The organism is Stenotrophomonas sp. 112478_Sma (assembly GCF_056479905.1).
Window position 1 is genome coordinate 196,854 of sequence record NZ_CM151072.1, and the last position, 13,782, is coordinate 210,635.

Genomic DNA, 13,782 nt, shown 5'->3' on the forward strand with positions numbered 1-13,782 from the left:
GATGGCAGGAGGTTGGATCGGGCTTCAGCACTTGCATGCGGGCGCAGTGGGCCCGCACTCCTCGCTCGGCGAACCCGCACAGCAGTTGTGCGTGAGGTACTCGATCAAGCCGGTCATGGCGGCGAAGTTGGCGCGGTAACAGACATTGCGGCCCTGGCTCTCGTTCTCCACCAGGCCGGCCTGTACCAGCTCCTTCAGGTGGAAGCTGAGCGTGGCCGGTGGCACCTGCAGGGCCGCTGCGATGTCACCGGCCACGCGCCCCGCTGGACCGGCTTCCACCAGCAGGCGGAAGGCCGCCAAGCGGGTCGCGTGGCCCAACGCGGTGAGCGCGACGATTGCATTTGACGTTTCCATATTTCTAGAATAGTCGAATGAATAAGACGATCGCAAGTACCCAGCTGCCGAATCTGAGGGAAGCCTCGCTGCCCCAGCCCGACCCCAGCCTGCTCGCCGCGGGGAATCTGGGACCGCCCCGCATCCTGCTGCTCTACGGTTCGCTGAGGCCGCAGTCGTTCAGCCGCAAGCTGGCCCTGGAAGCCGAGCGGCTCCTGCAGCATCTGGGTTGCGAAACCCGGGTGTTCGATCCGCATGCGCTTCCGATGGTGGACAGCGTGGACAGGAGCCATCCCGAAGTGCAGCGGCTGCGCGCGTGGTCGCAGTGGTCTGAGGGGCAGGTGTGGGTCAGCCCGGAACGGCACGGTACCGTCACCGGCGTGTTCAAGAACCAGATCGACTGGCTGCCGCTGGAGGACGGCAGCGTGCGGCCCACGCAGGGCAGAACGTTGGCCGTGATGCAGGTGAGTGGCGGCTCCCAATCGTTCAACACCGTCAACACCCTGAGGGTGTTGGGGCGCTGGATGCGCATGCTGACCATCCCCAACCAGTCTTCGGTGGCCAAGGCCTGGCAGGAGTTCGATGAGGACGGACGAATGAAGCCCTCGCCATACTACGACCGGGTGGTGGATGTCATGGAGGAACTGGTGAAGTTCACCCTGTTGACGCGGGGCCGGGCGGACTACCTGGTGGATCGCTACAGCGAGCGCAAGGGCGACGCTGCAGCGGCAGTGCTGGCGCAGGCCGCAGGGGCGACGACCGCAGCCGGCACCGGGTGACGGCACTGCGCGACGCCTCCCGGGTGCACCCGCCTCAGCTGGCAGCCCCCATCCGGCTGTGCCCCTCAAGGCGAGCCGCCGACAGATACCGGCAGTAGCGGCCGATGAAGATGCCGGTGAATCCACCGGACAGCAGCAGGTAGGCAGCGCTGAAACCTGCGTTGGCGCTCAGCGCGGGCGACACTGCGAGCGCCGTTTCGAAGCCATACTTCACCAGGAACGTGATGAGCAGCAGCGGCAGCAGGCTGTAATCCGCGCTGCGCCACAGCCGTCCCGTCGCACTGTTCATGGCTACACGCGCCCGGCGCAGCAACAGCCAACCCAGGCCCGTTCCTGCGCCGATGCCGACCAGCCACTCGCCCCAGGCCGACCACGATGCGCCGTAGCGGTGGCTGATGGACCACACCCCCCATGCCGTGAACACCGCCGGCACGATCGCCAGCGTAGGCAACGAGGTTTCGCCGGGCTTCATGGCCGCGATGCCCCGGGTGATGAGAAACACCATCAGCACCCAGACCCAGATCGGAGTATGCGAAAGGAGTTGCTGGAACAGGCTCATGACAGGTCCCCTTGGTGAGTGCCGGCGCAGTGGTGCCGGGCTGTGACGCCTACTATTCGCGCCGGAGCCTTCCCGAACCAGTGACAGGTGTCAGCCGCCTGAAGGGACATGACGGGTAGGTGGCGCTGGCATGCAGCAGCATGCTGCTGTCGACCAGCCCCGGAGTTCCCTGAACAGCAACTTCATTCATGTACCGGTCAGTTCAATATTCAGGGCTGATTTCGCCAACAAACGGATAATTCACACCTGTCGACCGCCTCTCCTCTCTCCCCCTCCCGGGAGGCGGACGACGAAACCAAAATAATTAAAGGTGTGTCCCGATGAACAAGAATTCGCTGCTTGCCCTGGGTCTGCTGGCTGCCCTGCCGTTCGCTGCATCGGCTGCCGATGGCCTGTCGTACAACTACGTTGAAGGCGGCTACGTGAACACCGATGCCAAGGGCGGCGACGCCGATGGCTGGGGCGTGAAGGGCTCGGTGGCCGTCCACCCGAACTTCCACATCTTCGGCGACTACAGCGCGCAGGAAACCGACCGCTTCAAGAATGACGTCGACCAGTGGCGCCTGGGTGTCGGCTACAACTACGGCATCGCACCGAACACCGACCTGGTGGCCCGCGTGGCCTATCAGAAGTACGACGAGAAGCGCGGCCTGGACTTCAATGGCTACTCCACTGAAGTGGGCGTGCGCACCGCGTTCAACCCGTACCTGGAAGGCTACGCGCTGGCCGGCTACGAAGATTTCAGCAAGAAGCACGGCTACAACCCGGACGGCGAGTTCTACGGCCGCGTCGGTGCCACCGCCAAGTTCAACCAGAACTGGGGCCTGAGTGGCGAAGTGAAGCTGGCCAAGGCGGGCGACCGCGAGTGGTTCGTCGGCCCGCGCTTCACCTGGTAAGAAACGCTCTGTCGTTAGTGCGTGTAACTGGCGTGTGACTCTCTCTCTCTCCCGCACGCCATCGAAGCCCGGCCTAGCGCCGGGCTTCACTTTTCTGCGCCCCAAGTGGCAGGCGCGCGACTGAGAACCGCTCCGTCGCAGCGGAAGCCGTTCCGCTATGATCGCCCGCACATCGCTGCGCCATGCGCGATGCGCCCGCCTCAAGCCCGCAGGAACTGCCGTGAATTCCCAGCCCGCACCGATCACCGCCCTCAATCACACGCTCGACAACGAGCCGCAGCAGATCACTGCGCCGTTGACCCACTCGGCCGCCTTCCTGGTGCTGAAGGTGAAGGATGATGCGGACTCGATCGCGAAGGTGCGCGACGTGCTGGTCAGCACCGATGACCTGATCAAGAACACGGCCATCCGGGAGATCGAACGGACCTTCACCTGCAATGTGGCGATCGGCCACCGTGTGTGGCAGCCGCTGGTTGGCAGCACGCCGCCGCGCGAGCTGCATCCGTTCCGCGAGATCAAGGGCGCCACCCACACCGCGGTGTCGACCCCGGGCGATCTGCTGTACCACATCCGGGCACGCACGATGGACCTGATCGTGGCGTTCGAGCGCAACCTGCTGATGGCGTTCGGCGATTCGGTGGAGACGGTCGATGAGGTGGCCGGCTTCCGCTATTTCGACGGCCGCGACCTGCTCGATTTCGTTGACGGCACCGCCAATCCGGAAGGGTTGTCGCTGCCGGACGCCACGATCGTCGGCGACGAGGATCCCGCGCATGCCGGCGGCAGCTACGTGGTGGTGCAGAAGTACCTGCACAACCTGGACGCATGGCGCGCGCAGAAGACCGAGGTGCAGGAGGCGATCATCGGCCGCACCAAGCACGACAACACCGAACTGGACGATGCGCCGGCCGACGCGCAGAAGTCGCACAAGACGCTGTGCACCATCGAGGACGCCGACGGCGAGCACGACATCCTGCGCGACAACATGCCCTTCGCCAATCCGGGGCGCGGTGAGTACGGTACGTACTTCATCGGCTACACGCGCCGCCTGTGGGTGATCGAGAAGATGCTCGAGCGCATGTTCATCGGCAACCCTGCGCCGCTGCATGACCGCATCCTGGACTTCTCCACCGCAATGACCGGCGTGACCTTCTTCGCGCCTTCGCGCAAGGTGCTGGCCGACCTGGGCGGGTGATGCCTGCCCGCCATCTGCCTGTCATCCGCGCCGCCGACGATGGAGCGCTGGACGACTGCATGAGGGTGCTGCCATGGAATCCGTACTTCGCGCCGACCGCCGCCGCTGGTGGCGACCGCTGGCATCGCTGATCGGCCTTCTGGCGCTGGGCGGCGCCAGGGCCGTCTCGGCCGAGGAGGCTCCACCGCACTGGATGGCCTACGCCGCCACGGCAGGCAGTGAGCTGCAGCAGCGCCTGCAGCAGGAGCAGGACCCGAAGGTGCAGCGCGTGCTGGCCTGGCTGCAGGCGCACCCACAGGTGCCCACGCCGCTGCCGGTCAGCCTCTGGATCGCAGCCGATGGCCGCATCGCGAAACTGGAATTCGACAGCCTCGGCGATGCACAGGCGGACGCGGATCTGCGCGCGACGCTGCAGTCGGCGCCGCTGTCGTCGGCGCCACCGGCCGACATGCGCCAGCCGTTGCGGTTGGGGCTGGTGCTGCAGCCGAAGTGAAGTGCACTACGCGGCACTACCGCGCCGGCAGCAGCTCGCGCTCCCGCGCCGCCGCACTCCAGGCGCGCAGGCCGAATACCGCCAGCCCCAGGAAGAACACATACAGTGCGGCCGTGACGTGCAGCGACTTGAACAGGTACGCGCCCACGTAGACCACGTCCACCCCGATCCACACCCACCAGCACGCCACATGGCGGCGCGCCTGCCACCACTGGCCGACCAGGCTCAGGGCGGTCAGCATCGCGTCCAGCCATGGCAGCGCGGCATCGGTGAAGGTGTGCATGACCGTGCCCAGCGCCACGCCGCCGCACAGGCCGATGATCAGGTCACGCAGCAGTTTTCCGCGTGCCAGGGGCACGATGCGGATGCTGCCCTCATCGGCGGCGTGCTGGCGCCAGTTGATCCAGCCATAGACCAGGAAGCCGGCGAAGGCGACCTGCAGCAGCGTGTCGGAGTACAGCCTGGCCTCGGCGAACACCAGGCCGTACAGCGCCACCGACAGCAGGCCAACCGGCCACGCTGCCAGCCGCCGGCGCGCCATCAGCCATACGCCCAGCACGCTGCACAGCGCGGCGGTCCACTCGAGCACGGCGCCGCTCACAGCGCGAACGTCACCGACAGGCGTGCCTGTCGCGGTGCGCCGGGGAACAGGTAGTAGTCACCGCCGCTGCTGCCGGTGTCGCGCCAGTAGAAGCGGTTGAACACGTTGTCCACCGACAGGTTCCAGGTCACGGCGCGCTCATGCACGCGGTGGCGGAAGCGCAGGCCGGCATCGAACACCGAATAGTCCGGCGCGCGTACGCCGCCGTCGGCACGGGCCACATTGGCGGCGGCATAGCGCCAGCCACCGGTGACATCCAGGCCCTGCACGAACGGCAGTGCGTAGGCCAGATGCACACTGGCACGCACCTTCGGCACGTTCACCAGCTGATGGCCTTCCTGGCCCGGCGTGCCGGTATCGCGTGCCCGCGCCTGCAGCACGCTGGCGCTGGCGACGATCTGCAGCGCATCGGTCAGCTGGCCGTTGGCGGTCAGCTCCAGGCCGGTATGGGTCTGCGTGCCGCGCTCGACGAAGGTGTAACCGGCATCGCTGTCATCCGGCATGGCGTACTGGTAGGGCTGCGAGATGCGGAACAGCGCGGCGCCCAGGGTGAGCGACGCAGCCGGCACGTACTTGACGCCGGCTTCCAGCTGCCGTGACTGCACCGCCGGCAGGAAGGCATCGGCGTTGGAGGTCCAGAACGGTGCCTCCTGGCCCAGCGCAATGCCGCGCACATAGCTGGCGTACGCATTGAGCTGGTCGGTGGCCTTCCATACCAGCGCGGTCTGCGGCAGGAAGCGCGACAGCCGGCTGTGCCGCTGCGGCGTGCCGCGCTTGTCGTAGGCGCGCTCGTCCAGGCGGACGAAGCGGCCACCGGCCAGCCACTGCCAGTCATCGCCGAACTGCATGCGGTCCAGCGCGAACACGGCGGTCTGGCGGCTGTCCAGGCGCCGCGCGGACGGGCCGGGCATCAGCGGCGAGGGCTCGTACACCGGCACCTGCGTGTCGTGGATGTTGCTGCTGCCTACGTACTCGTTGACGCTCGGTCGCCGGTCCACCGTGCGGCGGAACGTGTCGGCGCCGACCGTCAGCTGGTGGCCGACGCTGCCGGTGTCGAAGCGGCCACGCAGCTCGGCGCGCGCCTGCTGGTTGCGGCGCGTATCGTCCGGACTGCGGTAGTCGTAGATGTCGTAGTCGCCGTTGGGGGCGAAGTAGTTGCCGGGCACGCTGCCATCAGCGCATGCGTCGGCGTAGTAGCAGCCATAGGCGAAGGCGACGTTGTCGTCGATCACCGAGCGGCTGTGGCCCACCGACAGCCGCGACTGCCAGCGCTCGTTGAAGTCGTAGGTGTGTACGGCGGTGATGTTGGTGCTGGCGATCTCCACCGGGCGCTGCCACGGCTGATAGCCCAGCAGGTGCTCGCGGTCGACGCCACGAGGCAGCTCACGTGCGCCCAGCAGCTGGTAACCGGACACCGAGCGCTGCGAACTGGTCTGGTAGTTGGCGTCCACTTCCAGCTTGCCGCGCTCGCCGATCAGCCAGTCCGCTGCAAGCGAATAGAAGTTGCGGCGGCCGTCGGCGTGCTCGACGTAGGACTCGCTGCCCTCCCAGGCGGCATTGAGGCGGATGCCGAAACGCGGCGTGATCCAGTGGCCGACATCGACGGCGGCATAGCGCGAGCCTTCCGAATCGGTGCCGAGGGTAGCCGTGCGCACTTCGGCCGGGCGCTTGCCGATGTAGTTGATGATGCCGCCGGGTGCCATCACCCCCGCGGCGAGGCCGGCTTCACCCTTCAGGATCTCCACCGCCTGCACGTTCTCCAGCGCCAGCCGCTGTTCGCCGGCGATGGCCAGGCCGTTGAAGCGGTAGCCGGTGGCGGCATCGAGCGCGAAGCCGCGGATGGCGACGTTCTGGTAGTAGCCCACCGGCGCGTAGGCATCACCGAGCGAGGCGTCATTGCTTGCCAGTTCGGACAACGAGCGCACCTGTCGACGGTCGAGGTAGTCGCGTTCGAGCACGTTCACCGAGGCCGGGGTGTCCTTCCAGGAGCCGGCGCCGAATGCACTGACCCGCGCGCTGTCGGCCGCCGGCCTGCCGGCCTGCACGCGGACCGCTGCCAGCTCGGTGGGCGAACGTTCGCCGCTGTCGGCTGCCACGTCGGGGGAGGCTCCAGCCTCGCTGGCATGCAGCGGCAGCGCGGCACAGAGGGCGAGAGCGAGCAGGGTGGGACGCAGGCAGCGGTTCATTCGATTCGTCTTCGGACAACAGGGGAGACGAAGCGACGGCGCGCAGGTGCACCGGCCCGGAACGGGGGTGTGGCTGCGGCTCAAAGCTCCCTACGCCGGTGCAAACCGGATCAGGTTCCAAGGGACTCTCTCAGCCTGCAGATCCAGGCACCCCCGCTTCAGGCCGCTATTTCACTACAGATGGCAGGGATTTGCGAGCCGATGCCCTTCAGGCGGCGGCATGCAGCGCCTGCAGCAGGGCCTGGCCGGGTGCGCTGGCGAACCACGCGGCATGGCCCAGCATGAAGGGATACCAGGCGACATCGGCGTTCGCCGTCGAGCCGGTGATGCCTTCGAAGTACTCCACTTCGGACAGTGCGAAGTCGAAGTGGACCATCGGCAGCAGGTCCGCCAGCAGGTGCAGGCGGGTGGCCGACAACGGCAGCACTTCGCGGTAGCCGTCGAGCAGCGCCAGCGCGATGTCGATGCGCACCGCCTCATGGCCCCGCTCCAGCTCCAGCCAGGCCACGGCATTGCGCTCGATCGCGGTGGCCAGGTCGAACAGCGCGCTGGTGGGTGAGGCGAGGCCGAAATCCAGCACGGTGCTGACGTCGTCGCCGCGCCACAGCAGGTTGGACACATGCCAGTCGTTGTGCGCCCACAGCGGCGGCTCGGCGGACAGGCGCTCGGCCAGGCCGGCATGCCAGGGCAGGACGTCGCGGCGCAGCTGCGCCTGCCACGGAATCCGCGCCAGGTAGCGCGCCAGTCCCGGGCGGTCGGGAAGACCCGCTTCCAGCGCGCTGATGGGGTCGGCGGCGCGGATCAGCTCGTCGCGTGCCACTAGGACATGCGTGCTGCGCTGTGGGGCCTGGTAGCTGGCGGCGGCCTGATGCAGCCGGGCCAGCATGCGTCCGGCAGAATGCGCCCGTGCGATGTCCGTCAGCAGCGTCCAGGAGGCGGCGTCGCGGTACAGATCGTCACCCACCCCCGGTGAATGCAGTTCATAGGTCCAAGGCCCATGCTCGATGGCGCTGTCGCCTCCGGCGGTGGGCAGAACCTTCACCACCGGCACGCCGGCAGCGTCCAGATGGGCGATGAAGCGGTGTTCCTCCTGCAGGCAGGCGGCACTGCGCACGCTGCGGTGGTGGCGCTTGATGAACACCCGGCCGCGGGTACCCTCGACCAGCGCGGCGGCCGACAACGGCCGGGGGCTGTGCCAACGCAGGGCGCTGTCCGCGTCCAGCACCGGATAACGGCGGGCCAGCCAGGCAACCTCGGCTGCATCGATCGCGGGCCAGTCGGCAGCGACCTCATCGTTGTTGAGGCCCTGCACGCGGTGGGCGGTGGAGGTCATGCGGGGGCCGGGGGCAAAGGAGTCATCCAGGGCTGCGCATTCAACGCCATGGACGGTCCGGACGCAAACGGGCGGGTCATCGACCCGCCCGTTGCCGGTGATGCCGGGCAGTGCCGGCGAGGGTTACCAGCCGCGGTGGCGACCGCGGTCGTGGTAGTAGCGGCGGTCGCTGTCGCGCCAGCGGCGGTCATGACCGCGGTCCCGATAGCCATAGCCCCGGTCGTAGCCGCGGTCGTAGCGGCGGTCATAACGACGGTCGTGGCGGTCCGGGGTGGTCAGGTTGCCGATCGCGCCGCCGGCCACGGCACCGCCGACGGTGGCGGCCGGATCGCCGTTGGAGATCAGGTGGCCGGCGACGCCGCCCACCACCGCACCGACGACGGTGCGCTTGTCCTTCCTCGACATGGCGCTGGCGTCGCTGACCACGGCGACACCGGCCAGCAGGGCCAGGGCCATCGCCACGCCACGGAAGCTGAGAGCGGAAGTACTGAGCATGTTCGGTTCTCCTGTAGGGGCATGCCACGGTGGGCAGGGAGGGCGCGGGCGCCCTGGCTGCCGTAGTGACCACGCTGGCGCCCGGAGATTGCCGGAACATTGCGTGGGCCACTGGGCGGCGTGCGTATTCATCTAGCGTCAGGCGGCATGAAGCCTGCCTGAAAGTTCAATGGCCGGATGGACAGGATTCAGATTTTGCCGTCACGCAGATAGTCGAACAGCTCCGCATCGCCTTTCAGGCCCAGCTTCAGCATCGCATCGCCCTTCTGCCGGCTGATGGTGCTGACGCTCTTGTGCAGCTGCACCGAGATCTCCTTCACCGTCATGCCGGTGCCGAGCAACCTCAGCACCTCCAGTTCGCGCGGCGACAGCGGTTTGCCGTCGCCTTCGCGCATGCGCCAGCTGCCGGCGGCCTCGACCCGCTCGCGCAGGCTGCGGCTGATATACAGCTGGCCGCGGTTCACCGCCTGGATCGCCTGCGGCAGCTCGTCCATCGACGAACTCTTGTCGACCAGGCCGAGCACGCCGCTGTCGAGCACCATGCGCAGGATCGCCAGGTTGCTGGAAACGCTGAGCATCAGCACCTTGAGGTCGGGATGGCGGCGCCGGATCATGCCGATCATGGCGAAGCCATCGGCCTGGGGACTGCCGGGCATCGAATAGTCGGTGACCAGCAGGTCGCATGGCTGGCTGGTCAGCAGCGCCATCAGCGCCTGGGCGCTGTCGGCTTCACCGACGACCTGGCCAACGCCGCTGGACTCGATGACGGCGCGGGTTCCGATACGGACCACGGGGTGGTCGTCTGCGATGATGATGCGCAAGCTCATGCTCTAGTATGACCACCGGGCACGCCGGACCGCGACCATCGCGGCTCCTGGCAGGATTCTAGGAGATCAACGCCGATGCGTAGCTGGGCTGTTCGCGGGCGGGTCCTGCTGCTGGCCATGTTGGGTCCTGCCGTCGCTTGGGCGCAACTCGCGCCCGGCCCATTGCCGTTAAGTCCCCTGCAACGCGAATACCTGACCGCGCACCCTCGCATCGTCGTCGGGCAGTATGACAGCGGTTGGCCCCCTTTCGAGTCGATCCACGAAGGCCAGCAGGTCGGCCTGGGACCGGACTACTTGTCGCTTTTGGCTCGTCGTTTGGGCGTGAAAGTCGAGGCACGCCGCTATCCGGACTGGACATCCGTGCTGGACGCGGCATGCCGGGGCGAGATCGATGTGGTCATGAACATCGGCCTGAGTGCCGACCGAACCCGTTGCATGGTCTACACCTCGGCCTATGTCGAAGCGCCGCTGGCGGTGGTCGGACGACCTGGAGACCTGCGTGCTTCGGAGATGCCGGATCTTGACGGACTGCGCGTCGTGATCGAGCAGGATTTCCTGACCGCACCGCAGGTGCGTGCACGATTTCCACGCGCTCGACAACTTGTCGCAAATGGCACTTTGGCGGCGTTGCAGATGGTCAGAGACGACAAGGCCGACGTCTATATCGGTAATGCCTATGTCGCCACCGAGCTGATCGCGGCCCATCAGCTGAAGGGAGTGGTGCTGCTGCGGCCCAGCGATCTGCCGCCGGAGCGGGCGCACTTCGGCGTCCCCAACAGCAAGCAACCGCTGGCCGAGGCACTGGATCTTGCGCTGGCTGCCACCAGCCAGGCGCAGCGGGACGCGCTGGCCCAGCGCTGGCTGCGGCCTCCGGAATGGTCCGCGTCGGCGCAGCTGGCCCTGAGCCAGGCCGAAAAGCGCGTGCTGCAGCAGCCGTTGAAGATCACCTTCGCGCCCAATGCCGCGCCGCTTTCGTTCACCGACGACGACGGCCAGCCCAGCGGCCTGACCAGCGAGTACCTGCGGCGGCTGATCCAGGTCGGCGCCAACCTGAAGGTGGAAACCAGCCACGACTGGTTCGAGGTGCGCGAGAAGGCGCTGCAGGGTGAGGTGCAGGCGGTGATGGGCATTCCCACCGATTCGCGCTACCTGGGGCCGGACTGGGTGTTCAGCCAGCCCTTCATCAGCGTGCCGAGTGTGATCGTCGGCACGCGCGACAGCCCGGCGATCCTGGGGCTGGCCGATCTGCAGGGCAAGCGCGTGCTGCTGTCCGACCCGGAACGCCTGCGCGGCTACGTGCTGCAGCAGGCACCACGGGCAAAGATCATTCCCGCGCGCAGTGGCGAGCAGGCGTTGCAGCGATTGGCCAATGGCGAGGCCGATGCCTACGTGGGCAACCTGGTCCTGGTCGATCACCTGTTGCGCAACCGCTTCCCGGGCCGTCTGCAGATCCTTGCGCCGGCCGGATTCGGCGACCAGCTGGCGCTGGCTGTCGACCGTCGCCATGCCGCCCTGGCGACCACCTTCGACCGCCTGCTGCTGCAGATGTCACCGCGGGAGCATGAGGCGCTGCGGGGCGACTGGCTGGCCGTGGAATATCGCAGTGGCGTGGACTGGGACGCCGTGCTGCATTGGGGGCTTCCGCTGCTGCTGGTGCTGCTGACCGGGGCGGTGGTGCATGGCGTCGGTCACTGGCGGCTGCGCCGGGAGGTGGCCGGTCGCCGCCATCTGGAGCAGCGCCTGGCCGAGGTCACCGACAATCTGCCTGCGGTGGTCTACCAGGCACGTCGAGACGCGGACGGCAGCCTGGCCTTCCCCTTCATCGCCGGCGACCTGCAGGCACTGTTCGGCATTCCGCGGCAGCGTGCCGAGCAGGATGCGCAGGCGCTGCTGGCGCGGATCGAGGACACCGACCGCCAGGCCGTGCTGCAGGCCATCGACCAGGCGGCCCGCCAGTTCGCGCCGCTGGCCTTCGAGTTCCGCCTGCTGCCGGGTGATGACGGCACGCCCGCGCGCTGGGTACGCAGCCAGGCTCACCCTTACGCCACCGAGGCCGGCGCCGTCACCTGGAGCGGCTACTGGGTGGACGTGACCCAGGCACGCGTACAGGCCGATGCGCTGGCGGCGGCCAAGATCGAGGCGGAACAGGCGGCCGAGGCCAAATCACGCTTCCTGGCCACGATGAGTCATGAGATCCGCACGCCGATGAGCGGTGTACTGGGCATGCTGGAAGTGCTGGCGCACTCGCCGCTGGATGCAGAACAGCAGCGCATCCTTGCCGTGATCGAGGATTCTGCGCAGATGCTGCGGCAGATCCTCGATGACATCCTCGACTACTCGCGCATCGAAGCCGGCGCGCTGCGCCTGGAACCGGTGCCATTGTCACTGCGGACCCTGCTGGAAGGCGTGTGCCGGCTGATGTCGGCGCAGGCCAGCGCGCGTGGCCTGGCCCTGCACGTGCAGATCGATCCGCAGCTTGCTCCGGCGCATGAAGTGGATGGCGTGCGCCTGCGGCAGATCGTCTTCAACCTGCTCAGCAATGCCATCAAGTTCACCGCGCAGGGCGATGTGTGGCTGCGGCTGGAGGTGCTCGGGCCGACCACCGCCGATGGCAGTCAGCCGTTGTGCCTGAGCGTCATCGATACCGGCATGGGCATCGCGCCGGAACAGCTGCAGCACCTCTTCGCGCCGTTCACCCAGGCCGGTGCATACATCCAGCGCGACCACGGCGGAACCGGCCTGGGCCTGAGCATCTGCCAGCGGCTGGTGCAGATGATGGACGGCACGTTGACGCTGCAGAGCACGCTCGGCGAGGGCACCCGCGCGGAGGTCCGTCTGTCGCTGGTGGAAGCCGGCATCGAGGACGTCGCCGTGCTGGCGAGCGAGCACGAGCAGGCGGCGCTGCTGCCGACCGCGCTGCGCCAGAGCCGCGTGCTGGTGATCGAGGATCATCCGACCAACCAGGCGATGATGGCCTGGCGGCTGCAGCAGCTGGGCCTTCCGCACGTGCTGGTGAGTGATGGCCAGCAGGCGCTGGACCGGTTGGCGTCGGAACGCTTCGACCTGGTGATCACCGATTGCCGCATGCCGGTTCTCGATGGCTTTGCGTTCACCCGCCTGCTGCGCGAGCGCGAAGGCCGCCAGGGCCAGGCGCGCATGCCGGTACTGGCATTGACGGCCAGCGTGCTGGACGACGACGCGCGACGTTGCCGCGAGGCCGGCATGGATGAGGTGCTGGCCAAGCCTTTGTCGCTGGCTACGCTGCGCGCGGCGTTGATGCGATGGCTGCCGCAGGCGTCCGTGGCACCGGAGGCGACCGCCGAGTCGCCCGCAGCGGTGGAGGGCGACGCATCGCTGGACCTGGCGGGCCTGCAGCGGCGCTTCGGTTCGCATGCGGTCGCCGTGCAGCTGGCCGCCACCCTGCTGCAGGCCAGCGAGGTGGATATCGCGGCCGTGCAGCGTGCGGTGCAGGCCGGCGACCGCGAGGCCGCCGCCCTGCACCTGCATCGCCAGGCCGGGGGGCTCGGGGCGGTGGGTGCGCATGCGCTGGCAACGCAGGCCAATGCCCTGGTCGAACGCCTGGAAGACGCCGGAGAAGTGGACAGCGCGCCGTTGTTCGCCGAAGTCCAGGCGTTCCTGTCACGCCTGCAGCAGCAGCTGCAGGGGCTGTCTCACTGAGCGGACTGCTGCTGCAGGTAAGCGATCACCAGCGCACGTCGTTCGGCGCTGGGAAACGCGTTGTACATGCGCGTGCCGGGCACCTGCTGCGTTGGTGACTGCAGGAAGGCATCCAGGGTCTGCGCGGTCCAGACGATATCGGCCCGGCGCATGCCCTGCGAATAGCCATAGTCGGGCAGGCTGCCAGCGCGGCGTCCGATCACACCGTGCAGGTTGGGGCCGAACCGGTGGATGCCACCGGCCTGCACCGTGTGGCAGCCCGCACACAGTTCGAACGCGCGCTGCATCGCCTGTTGTCGCGCCTGCTCAGGTGTGGCCGGTGGCGTGGCCGTGCGCTGGCAGCCGCTGCACGCCAGCAGCAGGACGAGGGCAGGGAGCAGACGGAAGGCACGCATGGGCGGAGAGGA

General features: G+C 67.8%; 13 protein-coding genes and 1 riboswitch. Of the genes, 5 read left to right on the forward strand and 8 right to left on the reverse strand.

Annotated features, from left to right (window positions below; all coding sequences use genetic code 11):
- Positions 1-24: 24 nt before the first annotated feature.
- The gene (locus ACZK08_RS00855) at positions 25-354 is read right to left on the reverse strand and encodes an ArsR/SmtB family transcription factor (RefSeq protein ID WP_053518034.1); all 330 of its coding nucleotides are present in this window, start codon (positions 352-354) and stop codon (positions 25-27) included.
- 17 nt (positions 355-371) lie between these two features.
- Between ACZK08_RS00855 and arsH the strand changes: the two genes are divergently transcribed.
- Entirely contained in the window at positions 372-1,112 is a 741-nt protein-coding gene (arsH, locus tag ACZK08_RS00860) for an arsenical resistance protein ArsH (protein ID WP_065182062.1), read from the forward strand.
- Positions 1,113-1,146: 34 nt separating this feature from the next.
- On the opposite strand, the gene ACZK08_RS00865 is transcribed toward arsH, so the two are convergent.
- A complete protein-coding gene (locus tag ACZK08_RS00865; protein WP_065182061.1) occupies positions 1,147-1,671 on the reverse strand; it encodes a DUF6622 family protein in 525 nt (174 codons plus the stop codon).
- Between the two features lie 320 nt (positions 1,672-1,991).
- On the opposite strand from ACZK08_RS00865, the gene ACZK08_RS00870 reads away from it, so the two are divergent.
- The 3 genes from ACZK08_RS00870 to ACZK08_RS00880 all read left to right on the forward strand — a co-directional run bounded on the left by ACZK08_RS00870 (position 1,992) and on the right by ACZK08_RS00880 (position 4,255).
- Complete coding sequence (locus tag ACZK08_RS00870) at positions 1,992-2,567, forward strand: OmpO family porin (protein WP_065174160.1); 576 nt, start codon at positions 1,992-1,994, stop codon at positions 2,565-2,567.
- Between the two features lie 220 nt (positions 2,568-2,787).
- Positions 2,788-3,762 (forward strand): Dyp-type peroxidase, encoded by a 975-nt coding sequence (locus ACZK08_RS00875; protein ID WP_065182060.1) that lies wholly within the window; start codon positions 2,788-2,790, stop codon positions 3,760-3,762.
- A gap of 73 nt (positions 3,763-3,835) precedes the next feature.
- Positions 3,836-4,255, forward strand: coding sequence for a hypothetical protein (locus ACZK08_RS00880; protein ID WP_065182059.1), 420 nt, complete (start codon positions 3,836-3,838; stop codon positions 4,253-4,255).
- 16 nt (positions 4,256-4,271) lie between these two features.
- On the opposite strand, the gene pnuC is transcribed toward ACZK08_RS00880, so the two are convergent.
- From pnuC to ACZK08_RS00905, 5 genes are all read right to left on the reverse strand, one after another.
- Entirely contained in the window at positions 4,272-4,844 is a 573-nt protein-coding gene (gene pnuC, locus ACZK08_RS00885; protein ID WP_053518445.1) for a nicotinamide riboside transporter PnuC, read from the reverse strand.
- An 8-nt stretch (positions 4,845-4,852) separates the two neighbouring features.
- The gene (locus ACZK08_RS00890) at positions 4,853-7,042 is read right to left on the reverse strand and encodes a TonB-dependent receptor (protein WP_065182058.1); all 2,190 of its coding nucleotides are present in this window, start codon (positions 7,040-7,042) and stop codon (positions 4,853-4,855) included.
- A 70-nt stretch (positions 7,043-7,112) separates the two neighbouring features.
- Positions 7,113-7,207, reverse strand: a riboswitch (TPP riboswitch).
- 43 nt (positions 7,208-7,250) lie between these two features.
- Positions 7,251-8,375, reverse strand: a complete 1,125-nt coding sequence (locus ACZK08_RS00895; protein WP_065182057.1) for a phosphotransferase enzyme family protein — start codon at positions 8,373-8,375, stop codon at positions 7,251-7,253.
- A 123-nt stretch (positions 8,376-8,498) separates the two neighbouring features.
- Positions 8,499-8,870: a glycine zipper 2TM domain-containing protein gene (locus ACZK08_RS00900; RefSeq protein WP_065182056.1), complete on the reverse strand. Its 372-nt coding sequence runs from the start codon at positions 8,868-8,870 to the stop codon at positions 8,499-8,501.
- A gap of 188 nt (positions 8,871-9,058) precedes the next feature.
- Complete coding sequence (locus ACZK08_RS00905) at positions 9,059-9,697, reverse strand: response regulator (protein WP_053518414.1); 639 nt, start codon at positions 9,695-9,697, stop codon at positions 9,059-9,061.
- A 75-nt stretch (positions 9,698-9,772) separates the two neighbouring features.
- Here ACZK08_RS00905 and ACZK08_RS00910 point away from each other — a divergent pair, with 75 nt between their 5' ends.
- Entirely contained in the window at positions 9,773-13,375 is a 3,603-nt protein-coding gene (locus tag ACZK08_RS00910; RefSeq protein ID WP_065182055.1) for an ATP-binding protein, read from the forward strand.
- On the opposite strand, the gene ACZK08_RS00915 is transcribed toward ACZK08_RS00910, so the two are convergent.
- A complete protein-coding gene (locus ACZK08_RS00915) occupies positions 13,369-13,770 on the reverse strand; it encodes a c-type cytochrome (protein WP_053518416.1) in 402 nt (133 codons plus the stop codon). The two genes, ACZK08_RS00910 and ACZK08_RS00915, sit on opposite strands and share 7 nt — an antisense overlap.
- Positions 13,771-13,782 lie beyond the last annotated feature (12 nt).

Excerpts from the sequence above, each read along its gene's own strand:
- ACZK08_RS00855 (WP_053518034.1), bottom strand. The coding sequence starts at position 354 with ATGGAAACGTCAAATGCAATCGTCGCGCTCACCGCGTTGGGCCACGCG.
- arsH (WP_065182062.1), top strand. The coding sequence starts at position 372 with ATGAATAAGACGATCGCAAGTACCCAGCTGCCGAATCTGAGGGAAGCC.
- ACZK08_RS00865 (WP_065182061.1), bottom strand. The coding sequence starts at position 1,671 with ATGAGCCTGTTCCAGCAACTCCTTTCGCATACTCCGATCTGGGTCTGG.
- ACZK08_RS00870 (WP_065174160.1), top strand. The coding sequence starts at position 1,992 with ATGAACAAGAATTCGCTGCTTGCCCTGGGTCTGCTGGCTGCCCTGCCG.
- ACZK08_RS00880 (WP_065182059.1), top strand. The coding sequence starts at position 3,836 with ATGGAATCCGTACTTCGCGCCGACCGCCGCCGCTGGTGGCGACCGCTG.
- ACZK08_RS00890 (WP_065182058.1), bottom strand. The coding sequence starts at position 7,042 with ATGAACCGCTGCCTGCGTCCCACCCTGCTCGCTCTCGCCCTCTGTGCC.
- ACZK08_RS00895 (WP_065182057.1), bottom strand. The coding sequence starts at position 8,375 with ATGACCTCCACCGCCCACCGCGTGCAGGGCCTCAACAACGATGAGGTC.
- ACZK08_RS00900 (WP_065182056.1), bottom strand. The coding sequence starts at position 8,870 with ATGCTCAGTACTTCCGCTCTCAGCTTCCGTGGCGTGGCGATGGCCCTG.
- ACZK08_RS00905 (WP_053518414.1), bottom strand. The coding sequence starts at position 9,697 with ATGAGCTTGCGCATCATCATCGCAGACGACCACCCCGTGGTCCGTATC.
- ACZK08_RS00910 (WP_065182055.1), top strand. The coding sequence starts at position 9,773 with ATGCGTAGCTGGGCTGTTCGCGGGCGGGTCCTGCTGCTGGCCATGTTG.
- ACZK08_RS00915 (WP_053518416.1), bottom strand. The coding sequence starts at position 13,770 with ATGCGTGCCTTCCGTCTGCTCCCTGCCCTCGTCCTGCTGCTGGCGTGC.